21 protein-coding genes and 3 pseudogenes are annotated in these 25925 nt (G+C 35.4%); 16 read left to right on the top strand and 8 right to left on the bottom strand.

The features are described 5' to 3' along the window. Positions 1 to 31 precede the first annotated feature (31 nt). Positions 32 to 256 (bottom strand): hypothetical protein, encoded by a 225-nt coding sequence (locus UtA1_RS14745; protein WP_096551820.1) that lies wholly within the window; start codon positions 254 to 256, stop codon positions 32 to 34. 198 nt (positions 257 to 454) lie between these two features. Here UtA1_RS14745 and UtA1_RS14750 point away from each other — a divergent pair. From UtA1_RS14750 to tnpC (UtA1_RS14800), 11 genes and pseudogenes are all read left to right on the top strand, one after another. Continuing rightward, positions 455 to 1816 (top strand): annotated as a pseudogene (locus tag UtA1_RS14750) (transposase). An 84-nt stretch (positions 1817 to 1900) separates the two neighbouring features. Continuing rightward, complete coding sequence (locus tag UtA1_RS14755) at positions 1901 to 2368, top strand: ABC transporter permease (protein ID WP_172597883.1); 468 nt, start codon at positions 1901 to 1903, stop codon at positions 2366 to 2368. Between the two features lie 148 nt (positions 2369 to 2516). Beyond that, on the top strand, positions 2517 to 3359 hold the full coding sequence (locus UtA1_RS14760) for an Hsp33 family molecular chaperone HslO (protein ID WP_096551824.1): 843 nt from the start codon (positions 2517 to 2519) through the stop codon (positions 3357 to 3359). Next, positions 3352 to 4065, top strand: coding sequence for a MerR family transcriptional regulator (locus UtA1_RS14765; RefSeq protein WP_034839221.1), 714 nt, complete (start codon positions 3352 to 3354; stop codon positions 4063 to 4065). The genes UtA1_RS14760 and UtA1_RS14765 overlap by 8 nt, the downstream gene beginning before the upstream one ends. Before the next feature lie 154 nt (positions 4066 to 4219). Further along, positions 4220 to 4453 carry a hypothetical protein gene (locus UtA1_RS14770; RefSeq protein ID WP_197722724.1) on the top strand — a complete coding sequence of 78 codons (234 nt, stop codon included), beginning with the start codon at positions 4220 to 4222 and terminating at the stop codon, positions 4451 to 4453. A 40-nt stretch (positions 4454 to 4493) separates the two neighbouring features. Further along, on the top strand, positions 4494 to 4820 hold the full coding sequence (gene tnpA / locus UtA1_RS14775) for an IS66 family insertion sequence element accessory protein TnpA (protein WP_096550474.1): 327 nt from the start codon (positions 4494 to 4496) through the stop codon (positions 4818 to 4820). Then, entirely contained in the window at positions 4810 to 5112 is a 303-nt protein-coding gene (gene tnpB, locus UtA1_RS14780) for an IS66 family insertion sequence element accessory protein TnpB (protein ID WP_096551826.1), read from the top strand. Before tnpA (UtA1_RS14775) ends, tnpB (UtA1_RS14780) begins: the two co-directional genes overlap by 11 nt. 46 nt (positions 5113 to 5158) lie before the next feature. Continuing rightward, positions 5159 to 5479, top strand: a complete 321-nt coding sequence (gene tnpA / locus UtA1_RS14785; protein ID WP_096551828.1) for an IS66 family insertion sequence element accessory protein TnpA — start codon at positions 5159 to 5161, stop codon at positions 5477 to 5479. Further along, positions 5473 to 5829, top strand: a complete 357-nt coding sequence (gene tnpB / locus UtA1_RS14790; RefSeq protein WP_145986160.1) for an IS66 family insertion sequence element accessory protein TnpB — start codon at positions 5473 to 5475, stop codon at positions 5827 to 5829. The genes tnpA (UtA1_RS14785) and tnpB (UtA1_RS14790) overlap by 7 nt, the downstream gene beginning before the upstream one ends. A gap of 61 nt (positions 5830 to 5890) precedes the next feature. After that, entirely contained in the window at positions 5891 to 7468 is a 1578-nt protein-coding gene (gene tnpC, locus UtA1_RS14795) for an IS66 family transposase (RefSeq protein WP_096551830.1), read from the top strand. A gap of 197 nt (positions 7469 to 7665) precedes the next feature. After that, complete coding sequence (tnpC, locus tag UtA1_RS14800; RefSeq protein WP_096551832.1) at positions 7666 to 9261, top strand: IS66 family transposase; 1596 nt, start codon at positions 7666 to 7668, stop codon at positions 9259 to 9261. 682 nt (positions 9262 to 9943) lie between these two features. On the opposite strand, the gene UtA1_RS14805 is transcribed toward tnpC (UtA1_RS14800), so the two are convergent. Together UtA1_RS14805 and UtA1_RS14810 are read right to left on the bottom strand one after the other, a co-directional pair. Next, positions 9944 to 11206, bottom strand: coding sequence for a glycoside hydrolase family 18 protein (locus tag UtA1_RS14805; protein WP_060788960.1), 1263 nt, complete (start codon positions 11204 to 11206; stop codon positions 9944 to 9946). 173 nt (positions 11207 to 11379) lie between these two features. Beyond that, positions 11380 to 11727 carry a hypothetical protein gene (locus UtA1_RS14810; RefSeq protein ID WP_232019856.1) on the bottom strand — a complete coding sequence of 116 codons (348 nt, stop codon included), beginning with the start codon at positions 11725 to 11727 and terminating at the stop codon, positions 11380 to 11382. Positions 11728 to 11764: 37 nt separating this feature from the next. Here UtA1_RS14810 and UtA1_RS14815 point away from each other — a divergent pair, with 37 nt between their 5' ends. The 4 genes from UtA1_RS14815 (at position 11765) to istB (UtA1_RS14830) (ending at position 15618) form a co-directional block, all read left to right on the top strand. Then, complete coding sequence (locus UtA1_RS14815; RefSeq protein ID WP_096551834.1) at positions 11765 to 12061, top strand: hypothetical protein; 297 nt, start codon at positions 11765 to 11767, stop codon at positions 12059 to 12061. Continuing rightward, entirely contained in the window at positions 12049 to 12768 is a 720-nt protein-coding gene (istB, locus tag UtA1_RS14820; protein ID WP_013399917.1) for an IS21-like element helper ATPase IstB, read from the top strand. Before UtA1_RS14815 ends, istB (UtA1_RS14820) begins: the two co-directional genes overlap by 13 nt. A gap of 577 nt (positions 12769 to 13345) precedes the next feature. Then, complete coding sequence (istA, locus tag UtA1_RS14825; RefSeq protein WP_096551836.1) at positions 13346 to 14878, top strand: IS21 family transposase; 1533 nt, start codon at positions 13346 to 13348, stop codon at positions 14876 to 14878. Continuing rightward, positions 14875 to 15618, top strand: coding sequence for an IS21-like element helper ATPase IstB (gene istB / locus UtA1_RS14830; protein WP_096551837.1), 744 nt, complete (start codon positions 14875 to 14877; stop codon positions 15616 to 15618). The genes istA and istB (UtA1_RS14830) overlap by 4 nt, the downstream gene beginning before the upstream one ends. A 171-nt stretch (positions 15619 to 15789) precedes the next feature. Here istB (UtA1_RS14830) and UtA1_RS17320 read toward each other — a convergent pair whose 3' ends face one another. The 5 genes and pseudogenes from UtA1_RS17320 to UtA1_RS14850 form a co-directional block, all read right to left on the bottom strand. Continuing rightward, positions 15790 to 15933, bottom strand: a complete 144-nt coding sequence (locus UtA1_RS17320) for a hypothetical protein (RefSeq protein ID WP_172597780.1) — start codon at positions 15931 to 15933, stop codon at positions 15790 to 15792. 1620 nt (positions 15934 to 17553) lie between these two features. Beyond that, entirely contained in the window at positions 17554 to 19239 is a 1686-nt protein-coding gene (locus tag UtA1_RS14835) for an RNA-binding domain-containing protein (protein ID WP_096551839.1), read from the bottom strand. Positions 19240 to 19380: 141 nt separating this feature from the next. Further along, positions 19381 to 23697 (bottom strand): Eco57I restriction-modification methylase domain-containing protein, encoded by a 4317-nt coding sequence (locus UtA1_RS14840; RefSeq protein ID WP_096551841.1) that lies wholly within the window; start codon positions 23695 to 23697, stop codon positions 19381 to 19383. Then, positions 23690 to 24448, bottom strand: a complete 759-nt coding sequence (locus UtA1_RS14845; protein WP_232019857.1) for a DNA methyltransferase family protein — start codon at positions 24446 to 24448, stop codon at positions 23690 to 23692. Before UtA1_RS14845 ends, UtA1_RS14840 begins: the two co-directional genes overlap by 8 nt. 56 nt (positions 24449 to 24504) lie before the next feature. Next, a pseudogene (locus UtA1_RS14850) lies at positions 24505 to 25077 on the bottom strand (recombinase family protein). A gap of 186 nt (positions 25078 to 25263) precedes the next feature. Between UtA1_RS14850 and UtA1_RS17710 the strand changes: the two are divergent. Further along, positions 25264 to 25788, top strand: a pseudogene (locus UtA1_RS17710) (helix-turn-helix domain-containing protein); the annotation flags it as partial. Positions 25789 to 25925 lie beyond the last annotated feature (137 nt).

Raw genomic sequence — 25925 nt, forward strand, 5'->3', positions numbered from 1 at the left:
CCTAAAACTGCCTCATTACCATTTTCATCAATTATTGTTTCTTCAATAGTGAATGCGCCTTGCTAAAGTCCATTGAATTTAAGTCTAAGTCATTTAATTCTAACTGAATAGGATGCCCAATAGAAATTGCTTTTTCTCCTCTGTCTTTAATTTCAGGAACTTCGGTGCTAGATGCAAAAGTGGTATTCCCGAAAAGGATAGTTGTAATGATAAGCGTTACGATTGTAGTAAATGTAAGTCTTTTTCTCTTTTTCATTTAAATCCCTCCATTTTTTTGAAAACTTACAATATTATGTTATTAAATAATCAGAATTAAATCAATCAATTGAGTTAATTTCATAATTCTCACCCCTTGATTTTCAAGGGATTCAAGACAATAAAAAATGGGTACCTCCCCAAATTTCGTTATAATGGTAGGTAACCAAACAAACCATACGAAAGAGGTGAGTACCCTATGACTATTGTAAAACAAATTTCTCTTTTTGACATCCATCAATTGTTAGAAATGGAAAGTTCCCATCGTTATGATGCCATTTTTAGTGTGATCGACATTCAGCCTATATTTCAATTGTTTTCTAAAAAGACATTGAAAGGTGCACCACGTGAATTGAATGATGGTGCAATGATTCAATCGCTGATTATACGTATTGTCGAACGTATTCCAACTATCAAGGATTTAGTCAAACGTTTGGTTCATGATCCTTTATTTCGTTTCGACTGTGGATTCCTTGTGTCTGATGTCGTACCATCTGAAAGCTCTTATTCCCGCATGATTCAAGTCATTAGTGAATCAGATGTGCTAGATAAAATGAACGATACACTCATCAAAACAGCGATGTTGGAAGGCTTTCTAAATGATGAACATGTCGCCATCGATGCGAGTCACTTTGAAGCTCGTGATGCTTTCACACCATCAGAAAAGAAAGCACCTAAAACTCCTAAAAAACGTGGTCGTAAAACTAAAGCTGAACGAGCTGTTTGGTTAGCCGAACAAGTAGAGAAAAAAGGAAATCAATCAACCTATGAAAAAGAACTGAAAGAACAGCTGGATATCCCATTAGAAACCCTTTGGAAGGATGTACCGATTGAGCCAAAATGGGGTGTGAAAAAGAATAGTAAAGGAAAAAATACATTCTGGTTTGGTTATAAAGCACATTTAGCTGTTTCGACGAAAAGTCAATATATCATCACTCGTTTGATGTCCTCAAGTAATTGAAGTGATTGTAAAGCTGCGATTCCATTATTGAAAAAACTTCATCACTTCGGAAACGGTCAATTTACAATCGCTATATTTGATGCTGGTTATGATGTTGAACCTATTTACCGTCAAGCCGTATCACAGTCCATGCGAGTCGTGATTCCTTACAACGTTCGCCGAGAAGGAGAATATATAGGATTCGATGAACATTTTCGTCCAACCTGTGTGCGTGAACATAGTTACCAATATGACAGCTTTGACGCTAAGTACAATACATTAAAATTCACACGTCCAAAGGAATGTGCAACTTGCCCATTACGAGAAGACACCCTTTGCCAAAAAGTTTTCAAAATCAAATGTGATATAGATATCCGTAAATTTACCTATCCAGCACGTGGGACAGAACGATGGAAACAGCTTTATCAAGAACGTACAGCAGTCGAACGCGTTAACGCTTATTTAAAGGAATACTTTCAATTAAACAATGTCCGTCATCGTACAGGAAAGAAAGCAAAAATGCATTTCAATCTGGTGACGTTAATTTATAATACCTGCAAACTAGCTGTTGAAGAATCAATGCTTTATTACAGCAACAAAACCAAGTTGCATAATTTTTAAAAAAAACAAAGTTTTTAGTATAGGGGTACTCTATACTTCAGAAATACTATGATTTATGAAATTGATTCGTTAAGAGTTACTCCCATGAAAATTTTTTCGTTTATTATTGCCTTGACCTTAGCATGGACGGTAGTATCTCTGGCCGTAGCTACCATCCTGCTTATTGGGGGGCTGGTGCTATTCGGCATCAGGATGCAGTTTGGGACTTTGCTGATCTTTTATGTAACGCTGGTGACTGCAACCATATGCTTTACTTTAATAAGCTTTGTAGTGGCTAATATAAGCAAAAATGAAGGGCAAGCCAGTATATATTCCAATATTTTCGCAATGCCGATGCTGTTTTTGAGCAGTGCTTTTTATAGTTTGGACACAGCACCTACCTGGATTAAGACGCTAAGCCGGCTCAACCCTTTTTCCCATTTTGTAAGTGGGCTTCATAGTACGATAGTTTTCGATTTACGGGGAGCGGCGGCGAATTTGTTTATCCTGCTTGCTTTCGGCGTTCTTGCGCTGATAGCTGCAATCCTGATTTTTCGCTGGGATTCGGACTGAGTTGAAACATTACCTCCATGATAGACCGTCATTCAGGAGATATATTCTCTTGGTTGGCGGTTTCTTAAATTATATAAGAATTTAATAAAAAGGCACTTGAACCTCACGTTACGTTATGTTATATAATGCGTGCATGGAGGTAATGATTATGAAGAAGAATTTAGTGAAATTATTAACAAAAGATAAGGAAATAAGACTTTTTATTGTTGATGCAACGAATATTCTGGAGCGTAGCAATTTAAGAGATATGAAAACAGATTTTGCAAGACAGCTTTATACGAACATATTTATAGATTGTTGTCTATTACGTGGCTTTTTAACCGAAATCGATCAGCGTATAAATGTAAGTATTCGGTTTAAACCAGCTGGGTATACGGCTTACTGTGATGTAGATGGAAGAGGCAATGTTAATTGTATTTTTTCTTCCCGACTAGCTTCTTTTAATGGTGATTTTGCCGATTTAGTCGGAGAAGGGACATCTCTCTCTATTACAAGAGGGAGTTGGACAGGAGGAATGTTTACTGGAACGGTAGAATTAAAGTCTGCTTCTATAGATTCGTGCTTTTCATATTTCTATTTTAAAAGTGAGCAGACAAAAACAATTTTTCGAACATGGATTGAAAACGGAATTGCAAGAGGTTGTTTGATACAACCACTGCCTTTTTACAATATTGATAATTTAAAATTTGTAATGGATGGTATCGACAGTGCAAAGAAATATATAGTTACAGAGCAATGGGCAGAACTGCCCTTGAAGGTTTTCCCATATGCAACAGTAGTAGATGAATATATCGTGCAAAGTGAATGCAATTGTTCAAAAGAGATGTTTTTTGGTATCCTAATGTCTGTTGAAACCGATGAGCTAAAAAAATCAATTAAAGTTGGAAAAAATGAAGAACTGGAATGTGGTATATGTGGTAAGAGGTATATATTTAGAACAAATGATTTAGAAATAATTGTAAAAATGAAGGAAAGTGAACAAAATGGATAGATTTCTTAAGATTGGGGAATTAGCAAGTATGACAGGTATAACTGTCAGAACTCTACATTATTATGATGAAGTCGGTTTATTAAAACCATCTAAGATTACTGAAACAGGGCATAGATTATATGACATACAGAGTGTTACAACATTATATCAAATAATTTCTTTGAAAGACATGGGATTTAACCTTGATGAGATAAAGGATCTGATTCATGATAGATATATAGATATTCGAAAATTCGTTGAGATCCAAATTTCAAAAGTTCAAGAGGAAATTGCCCAGAAGCAGTTACTTTTCAGTAAGCTACTAAAACTAAAACAGGAGCTTAAAGATAATAAGAATATCTCATTAGATGATTTTAAAGCAATCGTCCCATTTATTAATTCCTCAGCAGACAAATATATTACTAAAGAACAGTTAGATAAAATAAAAAATAACTTAGAAAGAGATAAAGCAGAATCAGAAGGAGCAACAGAATGGCTGGAATTCATTTCAAAACTTAATTATTGTTACAAGAACAAATTGCCTAATACAGATTTAAATGCAATTGAATGCATTAATTACTGGAAAGATTTTATGAACAAGTCAATAGGTGAAGATGAGAAACTTAAGAATTCCATATTCTCATTTCATGCTTCTTTGGATAATTCCCAGCTTAGATATGGACTTACTGATGATCTATACAAATATCTAATGGAGTTAATGAAATAAGTAAAGCTTAGTGGATATGTTCACATCTACAGATAGTGCTTAAGGTGCCGTCGATATGTTTCCAACTACCGACAAGTTAAAAGAGTGTGTGTAAAGATTATTTATATAATCCGATATTAGAGATTATAATGAATAATTGGGGGGAGATGTACTGATGAGTAGGTTAAAGGTGAAACATAGTAATCCGGAGGGATTATTTGATTCAAGAGTTTTTAGTCAAGTGGTTACAGTTAGCGGTAATGCAAAGACAATATATATCGGTGGACAAAATGCTATTAACTCTGAGGGACAATTAATAGGTCGGGACAATTTAGAACTGCAAACAAAACAAGTTTTAGAAGTAAGCGCCAAATATCCCACACCTTCTAACCATTTTGATGTTTTGTGATAATGAGATCAACATCAAAAGTTAGGAGGTTTTTATTTTTATGTCCCCAGATGAACGAAAACAATTGTGGCAACAACGAATTGAATCTTATCGATCTAGTGGAGAGTCAAGTGTAAAAGCTTGGTGCAAACAAAATCAAGTAGGTCACCAAAGTATGTATAAATGGATGAAAAGACTAGAGTTAGAGACAACTGAAACTTCACGGACTTCCCCTCAATGGCTAACTGTTGAAGTATCCCATCCGTTGGATGAAAAAAACTCCCCGCTCATCGTTAACATTGGGGAATTTTCCATCGAAGTAAAAGAAGGTTTCAATCCACTCCTTTTCAACGAAGTGGTTCAGGTGCTGAAAACACATGTTAAGTAAAACACCCATTCAACATGTTTATTTAGCAGCGGGGGCAACGGATTTACGCAAGTCGATTGATGGATTAGCAGCCATTATTCAAATGAGCTTTCAGTTAAATCCTTTCTCTTCTAATCTCTTTGTTTTCTGTAATCGGAAACGAGATAAATTGAAAATTCTCCATTGGGATCACAATGGGTTTTGGTTGTACTATCGTCGTTTAGAGAAAGGGGTCTTTCAATGGCCTGATGAAAGAACTCCCGGCCCTTTGTGCAGTAAGCGTCAAATCTTGCACACCTTCTTGATGTGCTAATTTCATGAGATAATCTCCTCAAGATGAAATTGAAGGAGGTTTTTTTATGCCTAAGAATCCTGAATTACGAAAGGTTTGGGAACAACGAATCGCTGACTATCGTAAAAGCGGTCAAACTCAAGTAAACTGGTGCAAGGAAAATCAATGGAGTATTCACCAGTTTAAATACTGGTTAAGAAAAATTGAAAATCCAATAAACAATCAAGGAAAGTCTACAAAATGGGCATCCGTTACCCTAGAAGATCATTCACAAACAGTTGAAAATTCATTACGGATTGAAATTAGTGGGATTTCAATTGAAGTAAAACCTGGTTTCGATCCGGCCTTTCTTTCAGAAGTGGTTAGGACGTTGAAATCAACATGTTAGTTGGTACAAGAGCTGAACGAGTTTACTTGGCAAAAGGAAGTACTGATTTGAGAAAATCCATTGATGGATTAGCTGCTTTGGTGAAAGAGGGATTTGATTTAGATCCCTTTTCATCAAGTTATTTTGTGTTCTGTAATCGAAAGCGAGATAAATTAAAAATTCTTCACTGGGACTATAATGGTTTTTGGCTTTATTATCGTCGATTGGAAAAAGGAAAATTTCAATGGCCAAATGAAAATGACACTGGAACGATACAAATTAGTTATCGGCAATTACGCTGGTTATTGGATGGTCTTCCAATGGAGCAAAAGAAAGCACACCCAGAAGTAAAGGCTAGAACAGTTATATGAATTTTTTACTTTTAACAAAAACCTTGGAGGAAAATAGCTAAAACCGTCGAATTATTACTACATGATGAAAAATTTAAAGAATCCTAACCAAAACCCATTTGAATTAATTGAAAAACTTCAACAGCAAATCGTTGAATTGACGGCGAAATTACGATGGTATGAAGAACAGTATCGTCTTAGTCAAAAACGAAAATTTGGCTCTTCAAGCGAAAAAATAAATCCTAATCAATTAGAACTACCTTTATTCAATGAAGCAGAGGTAGAGTCTAATGTAAAAGCCGAAGAGCCAACTGTTGAAACAATTACATATCGTCGTAAAAAGAAACGTGGTCAACGTCAAGCTACGTTTGAAAACCTGCCTATGGAAACGATTGAATATCGTTTACCCGAAGAAGAGCAGGTCTGTTCGTGTTGCGGTGAAAAAACACACGAAATGAGCACAGAAGTACGACAAGAATTAGTGATTATTCCGGCTCAAGTCAAAGTTTTAAAACACGTTCGATATGTCTATGGATGCCGTCATTGTGAGCGTAATGAAATAGAGACACCAATCGTTACAGCACCTGCCCCAAAATCTGTGTATCCAAAAAGTTTAGCTTCACCGTCAAGCATGGCCTATATTATGAATCAAAAATATGTAGAGGGGCTACCTCTATATCGCCAAGAACAACAGTTCAAACGATTAGGTGTGATCTTATCCCGGCAAACCATGGCCAATTGGATGCTTTATGGTGCCGAAAAATGGCTTGCGCCAATTTATCAACGAATGAAAGAGCATCTCCTCTCTAAAGACATTCTACATGCGGATGAAACAACTGTTCAGGTTTTACATGAACCTGGAAGGTCAAGTACATCGAAATCTTACATGTGGCTTTATCGGACTGGAAGAGAGGATCCACCACTTGTCCTTTATGACTATCAGGAAACTAGAGCAGGAGAACATGCCAAAGAATTCCTAAAAGGGTTTGAAGGATACCTGCATGTCGATGGATATGCAGGATACCATAAGGTATCCGGCGTAACATTAGTTGGATGTTGGGCTCATGCCCGCAGAAAGTTCGATGAGGCTTTAAACGTACTTCCTGAATCCAAACGTCATTCAGCAGTCACAGCTCGGGAAGGACTCAATTTCTGTAATCAGCTATTTGCCATCGAGCGTGATTTGAAAGAATGTACACCAGAAGAACGATATAAAAAACGACTTAAACACAGCCAACCATTGTTGGAGGCTTTTTCAGCATGGCTAAAAACAGAGAAAAGCAATGTTTTACCAAAGAGTCTATTAGGTCAAGCCATTACATACTGCCTCAACCAATGGGAAAAACTCGTGGCATTTTTAGAGGATGGACGTTTAGAAATCGATAATAATCGAAGTGAACGATCCATTAAACCATTTGTGATCGGAAGGAAGAACTGGATTTTTAGCAATACTCCGAAAGGAGCTAAGGCCAGCTCAATCATTTACAGTATTGTGGAGACAGCAAAAGAGAATAAATTAAATCCATTTTATTATCTTCGCTACTTATTTGAAAGGCTTCCCAATATGGATATAAGCAATATGGATGAGCTTGATCAACTACTTCCTTGGTCCAAAACAATTCCTTTGAATTGTCGGGTTTTTAATAACTTATCACAATAATAGTATTTAATCCCTATCATTAAAAGGTGGGGATTATTTTACGCTTACTTTGTGCATCACTCCCCGCCAATTCAGTTGGTTGCTCGATGGTCTTTCATTTGAACAAAAACAAGCACATGAACAAGTATCAGCTAAAATCATGGTTTAAAAGGAATTTGACATTGACCTGTCAATTCCTTTCCTTTATTCTTTAACTTATGAACAAACACAAACAAACCAATGAATCAACAATTGAAGAACTGCAAGCGAGAAATGCGGAACTCAAAAAACAAAATGAAGCCTTACAGGCTAAAATCAAATGGTTGGAAGAACAATTCCGCCTTAGCCAACATAAAAAATTTGGGGCTTCCAGTGAAAAAACGAATCCGGATCAACTCGAACTTCCTCTTTTTAATGAAGCTGAAATCACAGCGGATACAGAAGTGGAAGAACCTACACTTGAAACCATTACTTATAAACGGAAGAAGTCTGTAGGACAACGCGATGCGAAACTAGAGAACTTGCCGACGGAAACGATTCACTATCGTTTAGCCGAAGAAGAGCAGGTTTGTTTGTGTTGCGGTGGAACCGTACACGAAATGAGTACGGAAATACGAAGAGAAATCAAGATTATTCCTGCTCAAGTAAAAGTCGTTGAGCATGTTCAACATATTTACAGTTGCCGTCAATGTGAACGGGAAGGAATCGAGACACCGATTGTCACAGCCAAAATGCCAACACCAATTTACCCAAAAAGTTTGGCATCTGCATCGGCTATGGCCTATATCATGAACCAAAAATACGTGGAAGGAATGCCTCTTTATCGTCAAGAAAAGCAGTTGGAACGATTCGGTGTGTATTTATCACGCCAAACGCTCGCCAACTGGATGATTTATGGTGCAACCAATTGGCTTTCCATTCTATATAAACGGATGCATGAGCTATTACTCGAAAACGATATTCTACATGCGGATGAAACTACACTTCAAGTTCTAGCAGAACCTGGACGAAAAGCGGATTCGAAGTCTTATATGTGGATGTATCGAACAGGACGAGACGTACCGCCAATCATCTTATATGATTATCAAACGACTCGTCACAGTAAACATCCGAAGGCTTTTCTAAAAGGATTTAAGGGATATCTGCATGTAGATGGATATGCAGGATATCATGAATTAAAGGATGTCGAACTGGTAGGGTGTTGGGTACATGCAAGGCGAAAATTCGATGAAGCACTGAAGGCATTACCAGCCAATGTGGATAAAACATCATCAACCGCTGCAGAAGGAATTCAATTCTGTAATCAATTATTCCAGATTGAAAGACAAATCAGTGAAAAATTTGAGAACTGTACTCCCGAACAGCGCAAAGAATACCGTCTTGAACACAGTAAACCTGTGTTAGACGCTTTTTTGGCATGGCTAAAAACAAAACGCCCTCAAGTTCCCCCAAAAAGCAAATTGGGAGAGGCAATTACATATTGTATAAATCAATGGAGTAAGCTCATAGTGTTTTTAGAAGATGGTCGACTTGAAATCGATAATAATCGTGCAGAACGATTGATTAAACCATTCGTGATGGGCCGGAAGGCATGGCTATTTGCACAATCGATGAAAGGTGCATCAGCCAGCGCTATTATTTATAACATTGTCGAAACAGCTAAAGAGAATCAATTAAATCCATTGAACTACTTAACCTATCTTTTCGAACAATTACCATTGATAGATCACAATGATGTAGAAGCCATCGATCAACTCCTTCCTTGGTCGAAGACAATTCCAGAAGAATGTCGCGTACCAAATAAAACTAAATAGAGCATATAATAAACGCCCACGAAAAAACACGTGGGCGTTATTTTACGCTTACAAATAAAAAATGTGGGAAGACTGATTTAGACTCTGATCAACTTATTATAAAGGTGAATAGGCTGTTTTCTAAAGGATATAGACATGAAACTGCTTCATATACTCTCTAAATTGTGGAGAATAAAGAAACTTTATGGTGGAATTCGGTGTATTTGACACGAGATATGAAGAATTTGAACCATGCAAGAGTTACCTAAAAAATGATTAAAATTCCCTCTAGCTTGATAAGAAATAAAATGAGCTTGACGTGAAATCTGGGGAACTTGACGCGGGGAAGAAAGAGCTTGTCAAGGGAATTCAAGGATTGTCTTTAATATTGATCAATGATGATAGCATTGATTTAATTGTTGTGTCAACGCAACATAATAGCCATGCAAAATTTGTAGTTGAAGCACTTAATGCTGGAAATTTTTGAGGCATCTTTTTCCCTGTTGTTCGCTGATAAATCTGCAGATCAAGATGACGTTAATACTATCGCATCATTGTTTTCTTGTCAACAAAAAAACGCAAAATCCAATGCAACGACTTTTCAGCCAGCTTCCAAAAAACGCTTCCCACTTCAAACGAAGCGAGAAGCATCCATTTTCCCGATTTCCCCGCTGACTAGACAACCAACAGAAATGGGTGTTTCTTATACTTTCCGAACAGTAAAAAACTTTCGCACCAACCATGGGCCTGGCGCAAATCGCAGCCCCAACTCCCATGCACCGATGCCCGCAATCTGAAATTGGCGGGCCAATTTCATTTTCTGTCCTATGCTTCTGACATCTTCAAACCATACCTCATGAATGTTTCCAAGTTCATCCGTATATCGAAAAAAGGGGGATTCATATTGAAACGAATATTGAATCGGCGATTGGTAACGCATGGCGGTTAAAACCGCCTCTTGGTTGGAGAGGGCCTTCGCCAATGTCCCAGGCTGGTACGGAATGATCCAATCGTATCCATATAAAGGGAGTCCGAGCAAGATTTTTTTTCGGGGGACGCGCTCGACGGCAAACTGAAGCGTCGATCTCACCTCACTAATAGGAGCGACTGGACCAGGTTCACTTGTTAAATGGTGCCAATCGTACGCCATAATAAACATATAGTCGACGACAGCACCAATGCCGCCGTAATCGTAGCCCCTGAGCCAAGGGATCTCCTCGCTCGTTTTCGCTGGAACGGCGATCGTCAAAACATACCCAGCCGGTTTTAACCGATCGCGCAACTGGCGCAAAAAACCCGTAAACAAATCACGATCCTCTCCGCGAACCTGCTCGAAGTCAATATTGACGCCACCATAGCCTTTCCGTGATACTAAATAAAAGATGTTCTCAACCAAGTTCGCCCTTGCTTCCGTATTGTTCAGCACTTGGCTTGCCAGTCTCGCACTAAATCCTTCTGATGTTAGGTTCGTCACTACCGCAATGGGTGTGACGCGGTTTTGCCATGCTGTTTCAATCGCTGCGGCGTCATCCCGCGTAGTGACAATGTCGCCATTAGGGGCAAAGTGATATTCGAACAGGGCAATGTACGATGAATACGGGGCAAAATCTCGCACGAACGTCCGATCTAAGTTCGGTTCGCGGAGAATGTAATAGGCTAACGTTATAGCTTGATACCAGGAAATATCAGGAATATAAATTTTCATTCCCGGATACATCCTGTACGGATCCACCGCCGGATTGGCTGCCCGCAACTGTTCGACCGTCACAAATGCTTTCTGTGCAATGGCGCTTAGCGTGTCTCCTGGCTGCACTGTATACGTATAGCTAGGAACAAGCAAAGCTTGACCAGGAACAATATTCGTTTCAACTAAGCCATTGACAAGGCGCAGACTTTCCAGCGGATAATCGTATCGCCTGCTGATTGAAAAAAGCGTATCTCCAGGTTGAACAATGTGGATAAACATGACCATCCCTCCGTTGAATCAACAAAGCTTCGGCGCTGGCATCATAATAAATATATATATGCTTAATAAATATATATATGCTTATCGACCGCAACCGCACCTTGTCTTGACATGGCTAGTTTGCGATTCTTTTGCATGTTCCTAACGCGCAAGTCCTCCACGCACACCAATGCTCACACGTGGAAGCGGGTGTCTTCTCGGTCGTCAGGATAATAAAAAGCGGCCAAAAAGCCGCTATTAAAGCAAGGTAAAAAATAATATCCAAACAATCCGGTGATCAGCAGCAACAGAGAAGCCAAAAGCCAAATAAGCGGGCGCGACGGCCGGAACGTTTGTTCATTAATTTGTTTGGTCTTCATGACATAACTAATGGTGGAAAACACAATCGTGCAGATGGAAATGACCACAGCTAATGCTCCGATCAATTGGACAATGGCCGTGGACAATGCGTTGCTTGTTGATTTTTCATGCAAATTGATCAATGAACCTGAGGGTGTCCCATTTTTCTGCTTTTGGGACATCCTCTTTTTTTAAAGATAAGACTCTGTTTAAATTTTAATGTTTTCCAACTGTACCGTTCAAGAAAAGAAAGAAGCATTACAGCTACTAGCTGTTTTACTAAAAGACCATGATTTCGAAGTTTCGACACAGGCTTTGAGGATTGCCTCCCAGTATGGTCATCCGAAAGTAGAATCGATTAAACAGGTATTTTATCAATTAATCAATGGAAGAGGTATACGAGAGCCAATTCAACCGAAAAAACACGTTCCAGATATGCCGGAAGCCATCCGAGGAGTAAGGCATTATGACCGCCTATTCGAATCCCAAGGAGATGTGGCATCATGGAACAAATGATTAAGGAATATGCCAAAAGACTAAAATTAAGCTGGATTCCAGCCAATTACCATACCATCCATGCGGAAACAAATGAGGAATTTTTACTGAAGCTGTTTGAACGAGAAGTGCAGCATCGAGATGAGAGAAGGATAAATTTACTACTAAAACAGGCGACATTGCCGAAAATTCCAAATAAACCTTATGATTGGCGGGAGATTCAACTAGCCCCAGGCATCACAAAAGATTATATTTTAGAAGGTGAGTTTACGAAAAATCAGGAAAACCTTATCTTCTATGGCGGAGTGGGAACCGGTAAAACATTCCTTTCCACTCTCATCGCCCTCAATTTGATGAAAAAACAAGGAAAAAGAGTGAAGTTCTATACGGCCGCCTCCATTGTCAATGCTTTATTGGAGGCCAATGAAAAAGGTGACCTTGGTAAATTTCTCAATCAAATCGAAAAGTTGGATCTCTTGATTCTTGATGAATTGGGTTATATTCCATTGCATAAACAGGGGGCAGAGTTATTATTTCAAGTTATTTCCATGTGTTATGAAACCAAAAGCATCATTGTGACAACCAATTTACCGTTTAGCCAATGGAATAATGTCTTTGGCGATCCCATTTTAACAGAGGCCGTCATTGATCGGCTGATTCATCATTCTCATTTAATCATCTTCAATGGTGAAAGTCACCGATACAAAGACTCAATCTCTCAACGTTAACCATGGAATTTGGCAAGTGTATGTATGCATTTTTAATTGCCATTTCATACATTTTCTACTTGCCAAAAACAAAACATAAGATAATCTCTTCAAATCAAATAATTGGGGAGGTTTGTCATGTCCAAAAGTTCAAATCAGGATTTATGTAAATAATAGGAATGATCGATTACAATTTACAGATCTAGTAACCCAAACTCAAGCTGTTTTATTGCGCAAACTCATCAATGATACTGTGGTATATATTCATAAGCTGACGTACCATCGTCATTTTCGGATTCTCCTAATGGTTCACCTTTTATGAAGTTCGTGTTCCTCATGAGCCAGTTTCGCGCTCGCTTCCTTCAGATTGCGCGTCACCTCGGACATAAGCTAACTGCTACTTCTGCCTTCACAGTTCAGGACTTTCACTCTATAGATTACATCCATGTGTAAACGCTAAACTAGAATCAACAGTTTTCCACAAATAGAACTCAACAGAATTCCCCAAATAAGATTAAACAGTTTCCCCACCATCAATCACTTTCAAATATACTGTTACTAGTCTATTGAAAGTGAGGAATTAGGAGTGAACAGATTTATGCTTTACATCGAGATTCATCGTTTATACAAAGAGGGATTCTCCAAGAGTGCTATTGCAAGAAAACTAAATATTTCAAGAAATAGAGTGATAGATTATTTGAATATGAGTACTGATGAGTTTGAAGAATTTTTAAGTACATTACGTACAAGAGAAAAGAAACTAGACCCTTATCATGATCAAATTCTAGGGTGGTTGAAGGAACATCCTGATTTAACTGCTGCACAAGTTTATGATTGGTTGGAAGAAAAGTTAGGTTTCAGGGAAGTCGCTGAGAACACTGTACGAAATTATTTAAACGAAATGAGGGATTACTATCGGATTCCAAAGGTAAAGGTTCAGAGGACATATAGTGTAGTTCCAGAATTACCAATGGGAAAACAGGCTCAAGTGGATTTTGGACAAACTACCGTCAAAAACAGACAAGGTGAGAATAAAAAGTTGTATTTTATCGCATTTGTTTTATCACATTCAAGATATAAATATGTAGAATGGCTCGATCGACCTTTTCGTACTTCCGATATGATTCGAATACATGAAAATGCATTTGAATACTTTGGAGGAATGCCAGAAGAAATGGTCTATGACCAAGATGCGTTATTAGCAGTTAGTGAAAATGCAGGTGATTTAATTCTTACAGCTGAATTTACTAAATATCATCATACCCGTAAATTTAATGTTTATTTATGTAGAAAGAGTGATCCGGAATCAAAAGGTAAAATTGAACAGGTTGTGAAATTTGTAAAAAATAATTTTAGCAAAAATCGAGTATTCGATCATCTTTCAGATTGGAATCAATCGTGCCACGCTTGGTTGAAAAGAACAGGAAACTATAAAGTTCATCATAATACGAAAAAGAGACCTTCTGAAGTGCACGCCCTGGAAAAGCAACACTTAAAGAAAGTCTCTGGTACTTACATTTTCGCAAATGTTTCAACTCCAAGTATAACAAGAAATATCCATAAGGACAATGTTATTCGTTATGAAGGAAATCGATATAGCGTTCCTAAAGGAACATATAGAGCAGATGCCCCAAATCTTGCTTATTTACAAGAAGAGGATGGTTGGTTAATTATTCGACTGAAAGAAACTGGGATGGAGTTAGCAAAGCACCGAATATCCGAAGGAAAAGGATTGATTATTACAGATCCCTCCCATCGGGAACATAGCACAAGTAAACGAGATCTTTTAATTCATCAAATTCAAGAAACATTCATAGATAAAGAGAATATTCAATGGTTAATACACAAATTGAAAGAACGATATCCACGTCATTTAGTGGATCAACTCAAAGTACTACAACAAGCCATCAGAATTTACCCAAATCATTGTGAGGAAGCTTTATCTGAAATGAAGAAACTTGGAATGACCAGTGCAAATGATTTTCGGGATATTGCACATGCATTATCTGTACAATATCAAAAAAGTTCACCTAAAATCGTTGAATTGAATGAGAAGTATAAAGATTTATCAGCACCAGAACGATCCGAAGACATTTATTTAAAAGTCTTATCTGGAGGTGAAAATGAATGAATCATCATCCCTATGAAATTTTACAAGATAAATGTCGTACCTTGCGCCTCGCTGAGACGGCTAAAGAATTACCGAATTTACTCCGTGAAGCTGAAGCAAAGAATTGGACATATCATGAACTGGTTTATGAAATCTTAAGCTATGAGATGCGATGTAGAGAGCAGAAAAATAATGAGAGATTAATGAAATGGGCAGAGTTCCCAGAAATATTGACGTTTGATACCTATGATTTGAAGGAACAAACAGCTCTTGGTGAAAAACAACTAAATGTATTAAAAGAACTGAATTGGATTGAAGAATTTTTTACTTTAATTTTGATGGGACCAACAGGAGCAGGAAAAACACATTTATCCGTTGCATTAGGAATACACGCTGTGGAGAGAGGATACAAAGTATCCTTTGTCTCCATGAATCAGCTTATGTATATTTTAAAAACAAAAGAATATATCAATAAATCTAAAATACGCTACAAACGTATTATAGCTTCGGATTTAATTATTATTGATGATGTCATGTACATGACTTACGAGACTCAGGAAGCCAATCTATTTTTCCAGTTTATCTATGAAGCAGCATTCATTCTAACCTCTAATAAAGGGCCAAATGAATGGGGAAAATTTCTTGGTGATCCTACTTTAACAACAGCTATACTTGACCGTTTATTACATAGGAGTGAAATTATCACTTTCGATAACGAAACGGATAGCATTCGTATGAAATACAGAAAGGTATTATTTTAATTTAGCAAACTGTTGAATCTTAATTGTAGAAAACTGTTTAAAATTATTTGTAGAAAATTGTTTAATTCTACTTGACGGTTACACCATGCCAGGAACAATCGAGTAGGAGGGAGCGATTAACTCCCGTCCTCTCACACCACCGTACGTACGGTTCCGTATACGGCGGTTCAATTAAGATAATTGACGCAAGTTTTCATAACTTCCGTGAATAGCTTGTCTTCTTATGCCAGTGGTCACTCCACCCTCCAAGAGGTCTCCCACGGGATTCACCGCTTCCTTCCTCAAGTGAGGTACTACGTTTTCTGTGTTCATCATGACTCACTGAATGCCAAGGGCTATTCTCTCTTAATTGTTCGGTCCTTCTCAGTTGTTCTAGACCAACTAATACTATGACCTCTGCTGACTTCTGACGGTTCAGCTACTTATCACTAAGTAGGTTATGAAGCGTACTTCACCTATCCGCCAGACCTCCCCGGGTAAGTACATGCACTTTCACACCATCTATCCGCCTCATTTACTCGATATGACCTTCGACAGAAAGAGCTTTGTTTTGTTTGGCAAACTCACTCAATCATACCTAGCCTTATATGAGGTTCGTGTTCCTCGGACCGGTGTTTTGCCTCCAGCTTCCTTCAGATTCCGCGTCACCACGGACACCCTTGCTCTTGGCTAACCTCTACTTCTGTCTTCGGGGTTCGGGACTTACACCCTATAGTTCATGTACATGCCGGGCGCACCAAAAAAATCTCATCCAATCTACGTGTTGGATGAGATTTTTGGCTTTGTTGATTTTCGTTCTGGACGGACGCATTCAGAGTCAGCCCTGCTTCCTCGCCACTCAAATCAACATATCAAAATTTACTTTCTGGACAAACCCTTATTTTATATCTACATATGAATTTAAGAGTTTAAAGAAGTTATCTCCGTTGAGAATATTGTAAGAGTGAGGGACATTATTTTCTTCATGAAGGAAACAAATATTATTTTTACTTTCGTAAACAAATATATTATAGCTCTCATCATTAAAAGTTAAATGGAGTAAAGAGCCTTCTTCAAAATAGTATATCGTGTCGGCTGGGAGTCAAACCGTTTTTTAACACAAACGCTGATAAATCAATGTTTCCAAGTATTTTTCACATACTTTTTAATTGTACTAAATGCCAATTTAAATGACATATCATAAAACTTTGTTGGGGGCAAGTTTTAAATAACATAGAAAAACAAAAAATCTCTTCTTACTATTTGTTGAATATATTTTTTCCAGTGTTGTTTAAGACATTTATTTAGACATTCTGATTCACTCTATTTTATTTTTATCTAAATTTATTTCTTAAATGGCTTTTTTGTGTTGTTTAAGATATTTATTTAGATATTCTAATGCGCTAAATTGTTTTTTTATCTAAATTTATTTCTTAAATGGCTTTTTTGTGTTGTTTAAGATATTTATTTAGATATTCTAATGTGCTGAATTATTGTTTTTTTATCTAAATTTATTTCTTAAATGGCTTTTTTGTGTTGTTTAAGATATTTATTTAGATATTCTAATGCGCTGAATTATTGTTTTTTTATCTAAATTTATTTCTTAAATGGCTTTTTTGTGTTGTTTAAGATATTTATTTAGATATTCTAATGCGCTAAATTTGCGCTGAATTATTGTTTTTTTATCTAAATTTATTTCTTAAATAGCTTTTTTGTGTTGTTTAAGATATTTATTTAGATATTCTAATGTGCTGAATTATTGTTTTTTTATCTAAATTTATTTCTTAAATGGCTTTCTTTTGTGTTGTTTAAGATATTTATTTAGATATTCTAATGCGCTGAATTATTGTTTTTTTATCTAAATTTATTTCTTAAATGGCTTTCTTTTGTGTTGTTTAAGATATTTATTTAGATATTCTATTCCATTGAAGTATTAATTTTTATATAAATTTAAATCTAACTATTCTCAACCTTCTTAGATGTTAGTTTCCATCTTGACTTTCTATTCGAACCAGTATTTATTATAGTATTATCTTTTTTACGCATTTCATATAGAATATTCGTTACTTTTTTCTTTTTTTGTTCTTCATCTAAAGCATCTGAAAGCTTATCTAATATCAAGTTATCAATGTCTTCCCTACTCGCTGACCCATACTTTTCCAAAAAGGATATGATTAGTTTTTTATAATGTTCTTTATCAAATGCCCTGTTTTTAATATACGTTGATTTATCTCCAGTAATAGCTGCAATTTTAGCTGAAACATATAAATTTGGGTATCTTCCTTCAACTAATTTTTTTGACCTTAATGTTTTTGCTTCTTCTCTAGAAATTAATTGTCTTTTTTGTACTTTATCTAAATTAATAACTAAGTCTAAATCTAAATCCGTATTGTTAATAAGCATTTTTGTATAATTCTCATCTAATATTTTTCCAAAAATACGTACTTTGACTTTATTAGGTTCATTTAAATCATAGTCTGGTAATGGAAAATAACGATTACGTTGTACGATAAACATTTTTTTAATTCCGCTTCCAATCGTATCAATCATATTTAAATTTACCATAGCTTCTGCTAACCATCTATTTCTATAATATTCTTGTGGAGCATCTTGTTTAATTACATTTTCTACTGTACTTGGTATAAAGTCCCCCAAGTTTGTAAAGATTAATTCGTCAGGTTTTTCGATAATATTTATTCTTCCCTGCAACTCATAGTCCTGATGTGCAATACAGTTATGCAAAGCTTCACGAATAACATATGAGTCATATTGGTTTATTTCAATTGGAAAAAGACTTTGATCTGGCATATATCGATATTTTAAATTTCTAATTTTTTTAAAAAGTCTATCTGTATTTAAAATGAATGGGGGACCAAAATGCTCGTAATCTTTTTCAATATTATTTTCATCTTTTAAAATCCAACTCATTTTTGCAATTGATGGAGATAAGAAGTGCTCTGATTCAGGCTTTCCTAGTAATATTATCGCTGTTCTAGTTATTTTCCCCTGAATAGTAACTTTCGCTTTGTTTAAAAATGTAATATCGTCCCATATGTCCACATCCTCTGCAAATTTAGGATGTTTCCTTTTATACTCATGTCTAGCCTTTGCAATCGCTTCGCTATCCAAATCATTTATTGTTGCACCATCACAAATTTCCGCTGACCAATCTTTATTTTTCGCTTGACTACGTATAAATTCTATTTTTTGAATATTTAAAGGAACTAAGGACTCACCGTTTCTTCCAAAATAGTGACCTTTCCATGCAACAGGGACTCCATTTGGTGCTGCTGGAATTTGAAACATTATGACTCTACCTTTACTAAAGAACAGTTCATGAATCTCGATAAATGTAATATTATTGCTAGTATGCATTGCAATTTCTTGTTTTAACTTATCTAATTTTGAACGTTCCAACCGATACTGAGTTCCCACGATTTCCCTTGTCTTATCATGAATTCCGAAAATTAACCAACCTTCTTGTCTACCTTTTAGGTTTGCTTCATTACTAAGAGCAGAAAAATATCTTCCTATGTCATCAAAGTGAAAATCCTTTTTTGCTTCTTTAAATTCAAGCCATTCAGTTTCAGAAGGTAATCCTCGGTACTCGTCCAACAATTTTCGTAAAGTTGTTTCATCCATTTTGATCCCACCTTTGACAAGAAAATATTTCCTAATTGCGTAAATCTAATTAGCTACTCCCTAATAATTGTACAATAACTCGCTAATTATTATTAAAAGCACGCCATGTATTAATGACGCGCTACTATATATTTAGACAACTTACATTTCCTTAATTCTTCGTTCAATATGATCAATTTCCTCGCTTGAAAGACCATATTTTTTATACAATTGTTGATCTATTTCTTTAACTGAAGCAGACCAATCTATGTCAGAATCATTAGTAAAGTCTTGTAACGGTACAAACCTAAAAGTCTTAGCTGTAGCATCTTGGCTTCCTTTAGCTAGACCATGTAAATATCTTGCAAAACGAGTTTTTAGATACTTTGAAAGATTATAACATGAAGATTCGTCCAATCCTAAATCAGCTCCGATCACAAGATATGATTCTGTACAAATCGTTTTGGGTTCGCCTATGAAAGTATTTAGATTATCATCATTTAATTCAGTTCCAATATTATTTGCTCGTGGAGTAAATAGCTTCCAAACATCTATCCATTCTGGACGCACTGAAACTTCATTTCTTTCAAGATAACCAACTACTTTTCCTTTTCCATAACAGATAATTGGATCTGACAATCCTGAACTTGTTGGTCGGAATTTTTCATCTTTAGTAAAGTAACCTCTAAATCCAAAAGGTCTTAGTGGTGATATATGGTTGAGTAATGTATCAATATTATCTTCAGCAAAAACTTTATCAAGTATCGTTGGTGCTTTTGCATCACGTATAAAAATGTCTGAATCTTTAATTCTCATTGGTCGAACAACATCATCAATTATCAAATTATTTTCGTGTGTAACAACACGTGTACGGCTTTGGCTATTGTCAAAATTTTTATCCCATAAGAAGTAACAAACTCCACCACGAATATTTGTATTAGGGAAAATATCTTCTGGAGTTAGCCAGTCATGTAATTCTCTAATATGAATATCGTTCATCATTTCATCTCGGAAATCATCAAGACCTTTACCACCTACATACCAGCGAGACGGCATGATAAATGAAATTAAATCTGGTTCAAGTTCTTTCGCTAAACGTACAAAATGGTGATAAATTGGACTCGCACTAGCCTGTGCGCCACCGTCCATCTCTTGATATGGTGGATTACCAATAATTACGTCAAATTTCAAATTCTCACCTCCAAATTGTTGCAATATTTTTTCCTTCGCATTACCTTTTTTAGCTAAATTTGTTAAATCATATTCAACAATATTTCTTGTTTCAATGTCTTTTAAATTAGAAAAGATATAATTTTTTACAATATTATAAATTATGTTACTTGGTGCACAAGCATACACTTGATTTTCAAGAATCCACTTAATTCTTTCATTCGAATTCGGAATTTGCTCTTTTAAACCTTCGTACAAACGTTTAACGATTTCTGTAATGTACAGTCCGCTCTTCGTATATAAATCAATAAACCTCACATTATAATTGCTAAAAATGTTCGGATATTTTTCTTCAATCATATCGACCATTAATTTCACAACTTTTCGAGGAGTGAAGATTTGGTTCGTTTGTTGAGGTGGAATATAATCGAAAATATCCTCATTCAGAGTCTCATCAAAATAGTTTGACAATCGATCCTTTGTATTTAAGAATTCTTGAATACTTGCATTAAATACAACTTCATTAAATAACCCAGGCACTTTTCTATTATTGCCATCTTCATCTTCATAAATAAAACCATCACGTAGTTTTCTAAATTCTTCAACAGTAATACCCGTTAATTCTTCAAAAGTTGGTTCATCAATATTTTCTTCAAAATTGGCTAAAGTAGTATTTTTGTTTCCGTAAGCCATTAGGAATGCAGGAATAGTTCTAGCAAAACCACGTAAATGATCACGAACATCATCTTCCGTTAATTTTTTCTTTTTTTCTTCCACTTTTACAATTTGCTTTTCAACAGCCGTTTCAACTGTTGTGCTTACTTGTGAATTAAGATTTTCAACAAAAGTTTGGTTTACTTCAGCCTTTTTCTTTTCAAGCTCCGTTCTTAGTTGCTCAACTTTCGATTCATCTTTAGTTGCTTCAGCAGTTTGTATTTTATCCGTATAATCAAGTTCAATTTCTTTCACTTGAGTTTTATAAGCTTCTACATTTTTCTGAACGACATCTTGAATTGTCAAAACAACTTCTTCTTTGGCTTTATTTGTTTGTGTTTTATTCAAATTGAATGTCTCTTTTAACTTATCGAAGCCTTTATCGAGCGTTTCGTTAATCTCTGTTGTGAATGTTTTCACTTCAGGTATTTCAGGTATATCATTAATTTCCGTAACCTTATAAATTGCGTCGCCAAAAATATCTTTTGTTTGATTGATAACAATTTCAGTAGGAATATCAATATTACCTTCCTCATCAATCATCGGATCTGTTAATTTTACTTCTCTGCGATCTATCAAACGTTTATTTTTTTCAGGCTTAATCTTATCAAGAATTTCTTTAAATGGTGAATTCCCAGCAAAAATCCCAGAGATGTTGGCAAATAAAAGGTTACTCATAAATCCACGTTTTACTACTTCTTTTGACGTAATCTTTGTTGGAATTGTTAAAACTTCATTTGCATCCAGCTCATGCATTTGCCCTTCATCATCTTCACCAATAACCGGGAAGAAGTTTAATAATGTTTTGATTTTCTTTTTGCGTTCCTCGCTTGTTTTTGAACCACCACTTGATAAATTATTAGCAAATTCATCAAAGAGCACAAGTGTCCGTTCTGGTGCAAAATCAAAAATATAAGCATTTTCTTTTCTAAAAAGTTTACCATCCTTAACATATTCGTATGGATTTTGTGCACGGAATGCCGCTTGAAAATACAGACTTGGTGACTTTATGTTATTTAACATCAGCACAGCAGACCATTCAGGGATTGTAACACCTGTGGTAAGTTGACCTACAGATAAAGTAATCGTTTTTTCATTTTCACTTATAGCTCTTTTCACTTTATCGAAGCTTTTTTCATTTTTCGTATAGTCTTGTCGTTCTTCCTCAAAATTAGATTCTTGATCAATACTAATACCGTCTCCAGCCGCTAGGACAATCTTATATTCTTTAAATACAGGGTGAGATTTTAATAATTTCTCAAGTGCTTTCGCAGAGTTCACACGGGGTAAAAGCCAAAAAGTATGTTTTAATTCGTCCCTGTGCTTATCCGTTGAAAAAGGGTATTTTCCCGAACATAAATTATCAAGGAATTTTTTCACACTTGCTTCATATTCAAATTTTCCATCTTCTTTTACTCTGAAAAATTCATTTAGATCAAAAGCAAAATCAACATTCGTTTCGTCATCTAACGTTAATCCTTTTGAAACTTGATCCTCAATCATCTTACTCATTTGGTAAGTAAATAAGTTAAGTGTCGGCAGATTTTCATATGGGTTACTTCCAATAGTGTAGTCCCAATTAACTTTTGCATCTTGTTCATCAACATAGGACCAGTTGAAAATTTGCTTTTCACTAAATTTGTTATTTGCCAACGCTTTGAATGGTGTACCTGATAAGTGTAAAGTGAAGTTCCGTTGAATTTTATCAAATGCAGCGTCAGTTTTTTCGGTATCAACACCCTCATGTGCTTCATCAATGATTAATAAATCCCAATTTAATTGACTAACCCATTCAAGTTTTTCATAGGTTCCACCTGCAAATTTTGCACCTTTTAAGTCTTGTAGTGATATAAACGTTACTTGTGAAGGATTTTCAAAATCAGTATTGCTTAAAAATTCAAGAAATTCTTCACGTGATAATGCCTCTGTCCCTTTCAACGCATCTGTTTCAGAAACAAATTTCATTTGTGGTTCTTGCCAAGATATAAACTTTTTAAAATCGTCAAACCATGAATTTGCTATTGCTGGCCTATTTGTTACAATAAGTACATTTGTTGCATTAATCTTTCTTATAAAATCATATGCAGTTAAAGTTTTTCCGAAGCGGGGTTTCGCGTTCCAAAGAAATTCTCTCGGTTCTTTCCCACTGTTGAAATAATCAAGGGTTAGCTGAACTGCCTTTTTTTGTTCATCCCGAAGTATATAATCATAATTTTCATCATGAACTTGAATATCATCATAATCTTTATTGATAAATCTATCTGTTAGTGCTTCTGCTTTTTCGAGTGTTCCATTAAAATAAAACCATTCGTCTGCATATCCATTAAAATTCTTTTTTTTAACGCCATTCCTAAGAAGAAAACGATGAAGTTCTTTATCTCGAAACCACTTTCCATCAGATTTTTTTGCGATTTTTTCAAAAAGAATCTTTGGTTTTAATCCTGCTGTACCAACTTGTTCTTGTATACGTTTTTTTACTCTTCTAGAAGTTTCGCCAATTTTAACATAACCATTATGACTAGGTACTTCAGGTAATATATATGCATATATTTTCAAATCCAATTCTTCATAAGGTTTTATATCAGTTCTAGCCATTGACTTCCTCCATTTCCTCCCTATACACATCAGTAATTTTTACAGGAATGTATTTTAAATGATTTTTTTTAGAAATAGTAAATCCTTCAATACCGTATAATTCAAAAAGATCTAATTGTTCAATTCTTTCCGAAGTAGACAATTGCTCTCCACTTTCTTTTTTTCTTCCTAATAAAATATCTTCTAATGTATATTCCGTTCGTTGAACTTTTATTGTTTTTGAATTGCTACGGAGATTTAAAGGTTTCCATTCATTAAATACAATTGGATTTCCACTTGCAGATAATTTCGTCAAAAAGTTACCTTGTGCAATATTTTTGGAAATAATTAATTTTGCACTGTCCAACACATTACTTTTTACATTTTTCCCATGTTCTAACGCTATTGCACGATAGTTATCGTAATAAACCTGATACATATTCATAACACATTTTTGAGCATTATCTTCTAGTAATTCAATCCCATATAATGTTGACAATGATAATAGTGAATAATTCTCAAATCGAGTTAAATCACCACCGTATTTTTCCTTAACAATTTTTAACTTTCTTTTCAAAACTTCTACAAGAAATACACCTTCTCCTGCTGCTGGTTCTAGAAATGTTGATGTTATGTTCAAACATGCTTCTTGAATTTTTGGTAAATCTAACATGTTGTTTACAATTCTCTTAGGAGTGAATACTTCACCGTGATTTTGAACACGTTTTTTACTTTTAATAATCTTTTCATTTGTAATTTGTGATAATTGCAATTTATCCCACTCCCATTATATTACATTTATTTATTCTGAAAAATTGTTAAAAAATATTATTTATTAGTATTTAGTGTATTATTACTTAAAGTTAATTCATACTCTTTCATTATTTTATAAAAGGTATTTCGTTTTAACCCTAATTTTTTCATAAAAGCAGTAGCAGTAATATTTTCCTTTTTTTCTCGCTGCCTTTATTCCTTCAGCCTGACGTCTTAAAATTTTTTCCTTTCTTGATCAGCGACATAGGATAATAAGGAAAGAAATTAATCTTCCATTAGTTTTCCCACATCGCCCATCTCTTTAAATTTTCTGCTATCAAAAAGAGTTTCATTTTCTAATATGACAATATCTGCATTTATTTTTCTTGTGATTTCTTTCCACTCACGAATGATATCATCATAACTACGCCCCAAACGATCTAAAGCATTAATATAAATTAAATCACCTGATCGTAAAATTCTTTTTAACGCTTGATAATTTGGTCGATCAAAATTCTTACCACTAGCCTTATCTATAAAAATGTCTCTTTCTTCAATACCTAAATCTCTTAATTTGTGAATTTGTCTATCGACATTTTGATCTGCCGATGATACTCGTACATAACCAAAAGTTTTTGTATTGTCCATAGATACACCAACCTTCTACATCACAATCACTTTTCTTTATTCTATCATTTCTGTTTATATGTAAACGATAAAATAAAATCAACAGATTTCGCTCATTTGGATTTAACACTTTTTCACTATCAAATACACTTCTAATAAACTAGTTTATTAAGTTTATTGAAGGTTGTACTAGTGGAGGAGAAGCTTGTGTTATATATTGAAATCCATCAATTACGTACTAAAAGATTGCGAATTTCACAAATCGCAAGGAAATTGAAAATCTCACGTAATACAGTTTATAAGTATTTAAATATGACATTTGAAGAAGCGGTGCAGGAGTTTGGCACGATTGAGTGAAAGAAAAAGTTAGATCACTATCGGGATTGGATTGTGACATGGTTACAAGAAAATCCAAGCATGAGTGGAGCACAAATTTTGGACTGGCTTCAAGAAAAGTTTCCTGACTTACAAGTTGGAGAAAGTACAGTTCGTCGGTATGTCAAAGAGATGAGAGAAATTTATCAAATTGAAAAAACGGATGACCCCCGAAAACATGAAGCTGTTGATGAATTACCACCAGGAAAACAAATGCAAGTAGACTGGGGGCAAACCATTCAGAAAACAATAGATAATAAGGACATCAAACTTTATTTTATTGCCTTTGTATTATCTCACTCTCGACAAAAGTATATGGAATGGCAAGACCGCCCCTTTACAACGAAAGACACCATTTGTGTATGGCAAAATAAAAGTGCAGAGCTTTGCAAAGGAAAAATGCAGAGTCCTGCACTAAATTTTTGTGCATAAACAAAAAAAGACTTGCCAGTCACCCCAAGTCCCACTACAGTAATTGTGTCAAGCAATTGGTA

Source organism: Ureibacillus thermosphaericus, assembly GCF_002370195.2.
In the GTDB taxonomy this organism is placed as follows: Bacteria; Bacillota; Bacilli; order Bacillales_A; family Planococcaceae; genus Ureibacillus; species Ureibacillus thermosphaericus.

What these genes read in the sequence shown, in the direction of transcription:
- UtA1_RS14745 (WP_096551820.1), bottom strand. Translation starts at nt 256, where the DNA reads ATGAAAAAGAGAAAAAGACTTACATTTACTACAATCGTAACGCTTATC.
- UtA1_RS14755 (WP_172597883.1), top strand. Translation starts at nt 1,901, where the DNA reads ATGAAAATTTTTTCGTTTATTATTGCCTTGACCTTAGCATGGACGGTA.
- UtA1_RS14760 (WP_096551824.1), top strand. Translation starts at nt 2,517, where the DNA reads ATGAAGAAGAATTTAGTGAAATTATTAACAAAAGATAAGGAAATAAGA.
- UtA1_RS14765 (WP_034839221.1), top strand. Translation starts at nt 3,352, where the DNA reads ATGGATAGATTTCTTAAGATTGGGGAATTAGCAAGTATGACAGGTATA.
- UtA1_RS14770 (WP_197722724.1), top strand. Translation starts at nt 4,220, where the DNA reads ATGAGTAGGTTAAAGGTGAAACATAGTAATCCGGAGGGATTATTTGAT.
- tnpA (WP_096550474.1), top strand. Translation starts at nt 4,494, where the DNA reads ATGTCCCCAGATGAACGAAAACAATTGTGGCAACAACGAATTGAATCT.
- tnpB (WP_096551826.1), top strand. Translation starts at nt 4,810, where the DNA reads ATGTTAAGTAAAACACCCATTCAACATGTTTATTTAGCAGCGGGGGCA.
- tnpA (WP_096551828.1), top strand. Translation starts at nt 5,159, where the DNA reads ATGCCTAAGAATCCTGAATTACGAAAGGTTTGGGAACAACGAATCGCT.
- tnpB (WP_145986160.1), top strand. Translation starts at nt 5,473, where the DNA reads ATGTTAGTTGGTACAAGAGCTGAACGAGTTTACTTGGCAAAAGGAAGT.
- tnpC (WP_096551830.1), top strand. Translation starts at nt 5,891, where the DNA reads ATGATGAAAAATTTAAAGAATCCTAACCAAAACCCATTTGAATTAATT.
- tnpC (WP_096551832.1), top strand. Translation starts at nt 7,666, where the DNA reads ATGAACAAACACAAACAAACCAATGAATCAACAATTGAAGAACTGCAA.
- UtA1_RS14805 (WP_060788960.1), bottom strand. Translation starts at nt 11,206, where the DNA reads ATGTTTATCCACATTGTTCAACCTGGAGATACGCTTTTTTCAATCAGC.
- UtA1_RS14810 (WP_232019856.1), bottom strand. Translation starts at nt 11,727, where the DNA reads ATGTCCCAAAAGCAGAAAAATGGGACACCCTCAGGTTCATTGATCAAT.
- UtA1_RS14815 (WP_096551834.1), top strand. Translation starts at nt 11,765, where the DNA reads ATGTTTTCCAACTGTACCGTTCAAGAAAAGAAAGAAGCATTACAGCTA.
- istB (WP_013399917.1), top strand. Translation starts at nt 12,049, where the DNA reads ATGGAACAAATGATTAAGGAATATGCCAAAAGACTAAAATTAAGCTGG.
- istA (WP_096551836.1), top strand. Translation starts at nt 13,346, where the DNA reads ATGCTTTACATCGAGATTCATCGTTTATACAAAGAGGGATTCTCCAAG.
- istB (WP_096551837.1), top strand. Translation starts at nt 14,875, where the DNA reads ATGAATCATCATCCCTATGAAATTTTACAAGATAAATGTCGTACCTTG.
- UtA1_RS17320 (WP_172597780.1), bottom strand. Translation starts at nt 15,933, where the DNA reads ATGATGAACACAGAAAACGTAGTACCTCACTTGAGGAAGGAAGCGGTG.
- UtA1_RS14835 (WP_096551839.1), bottom strand. Translation starts at nt 19,239, where the DNA reads ATGGATGAAACAACTTTACGAAAATTGTTGGACGAGTACCGAGGATTA.
- UtA1_RS14840 (WP_096551841.1), bottom strand. Translation starts at nt 23,697, where the DNA reads ATGGCTAGAACTGATATAAAACCTTATGAAGAATTGGATTTGAAAATA.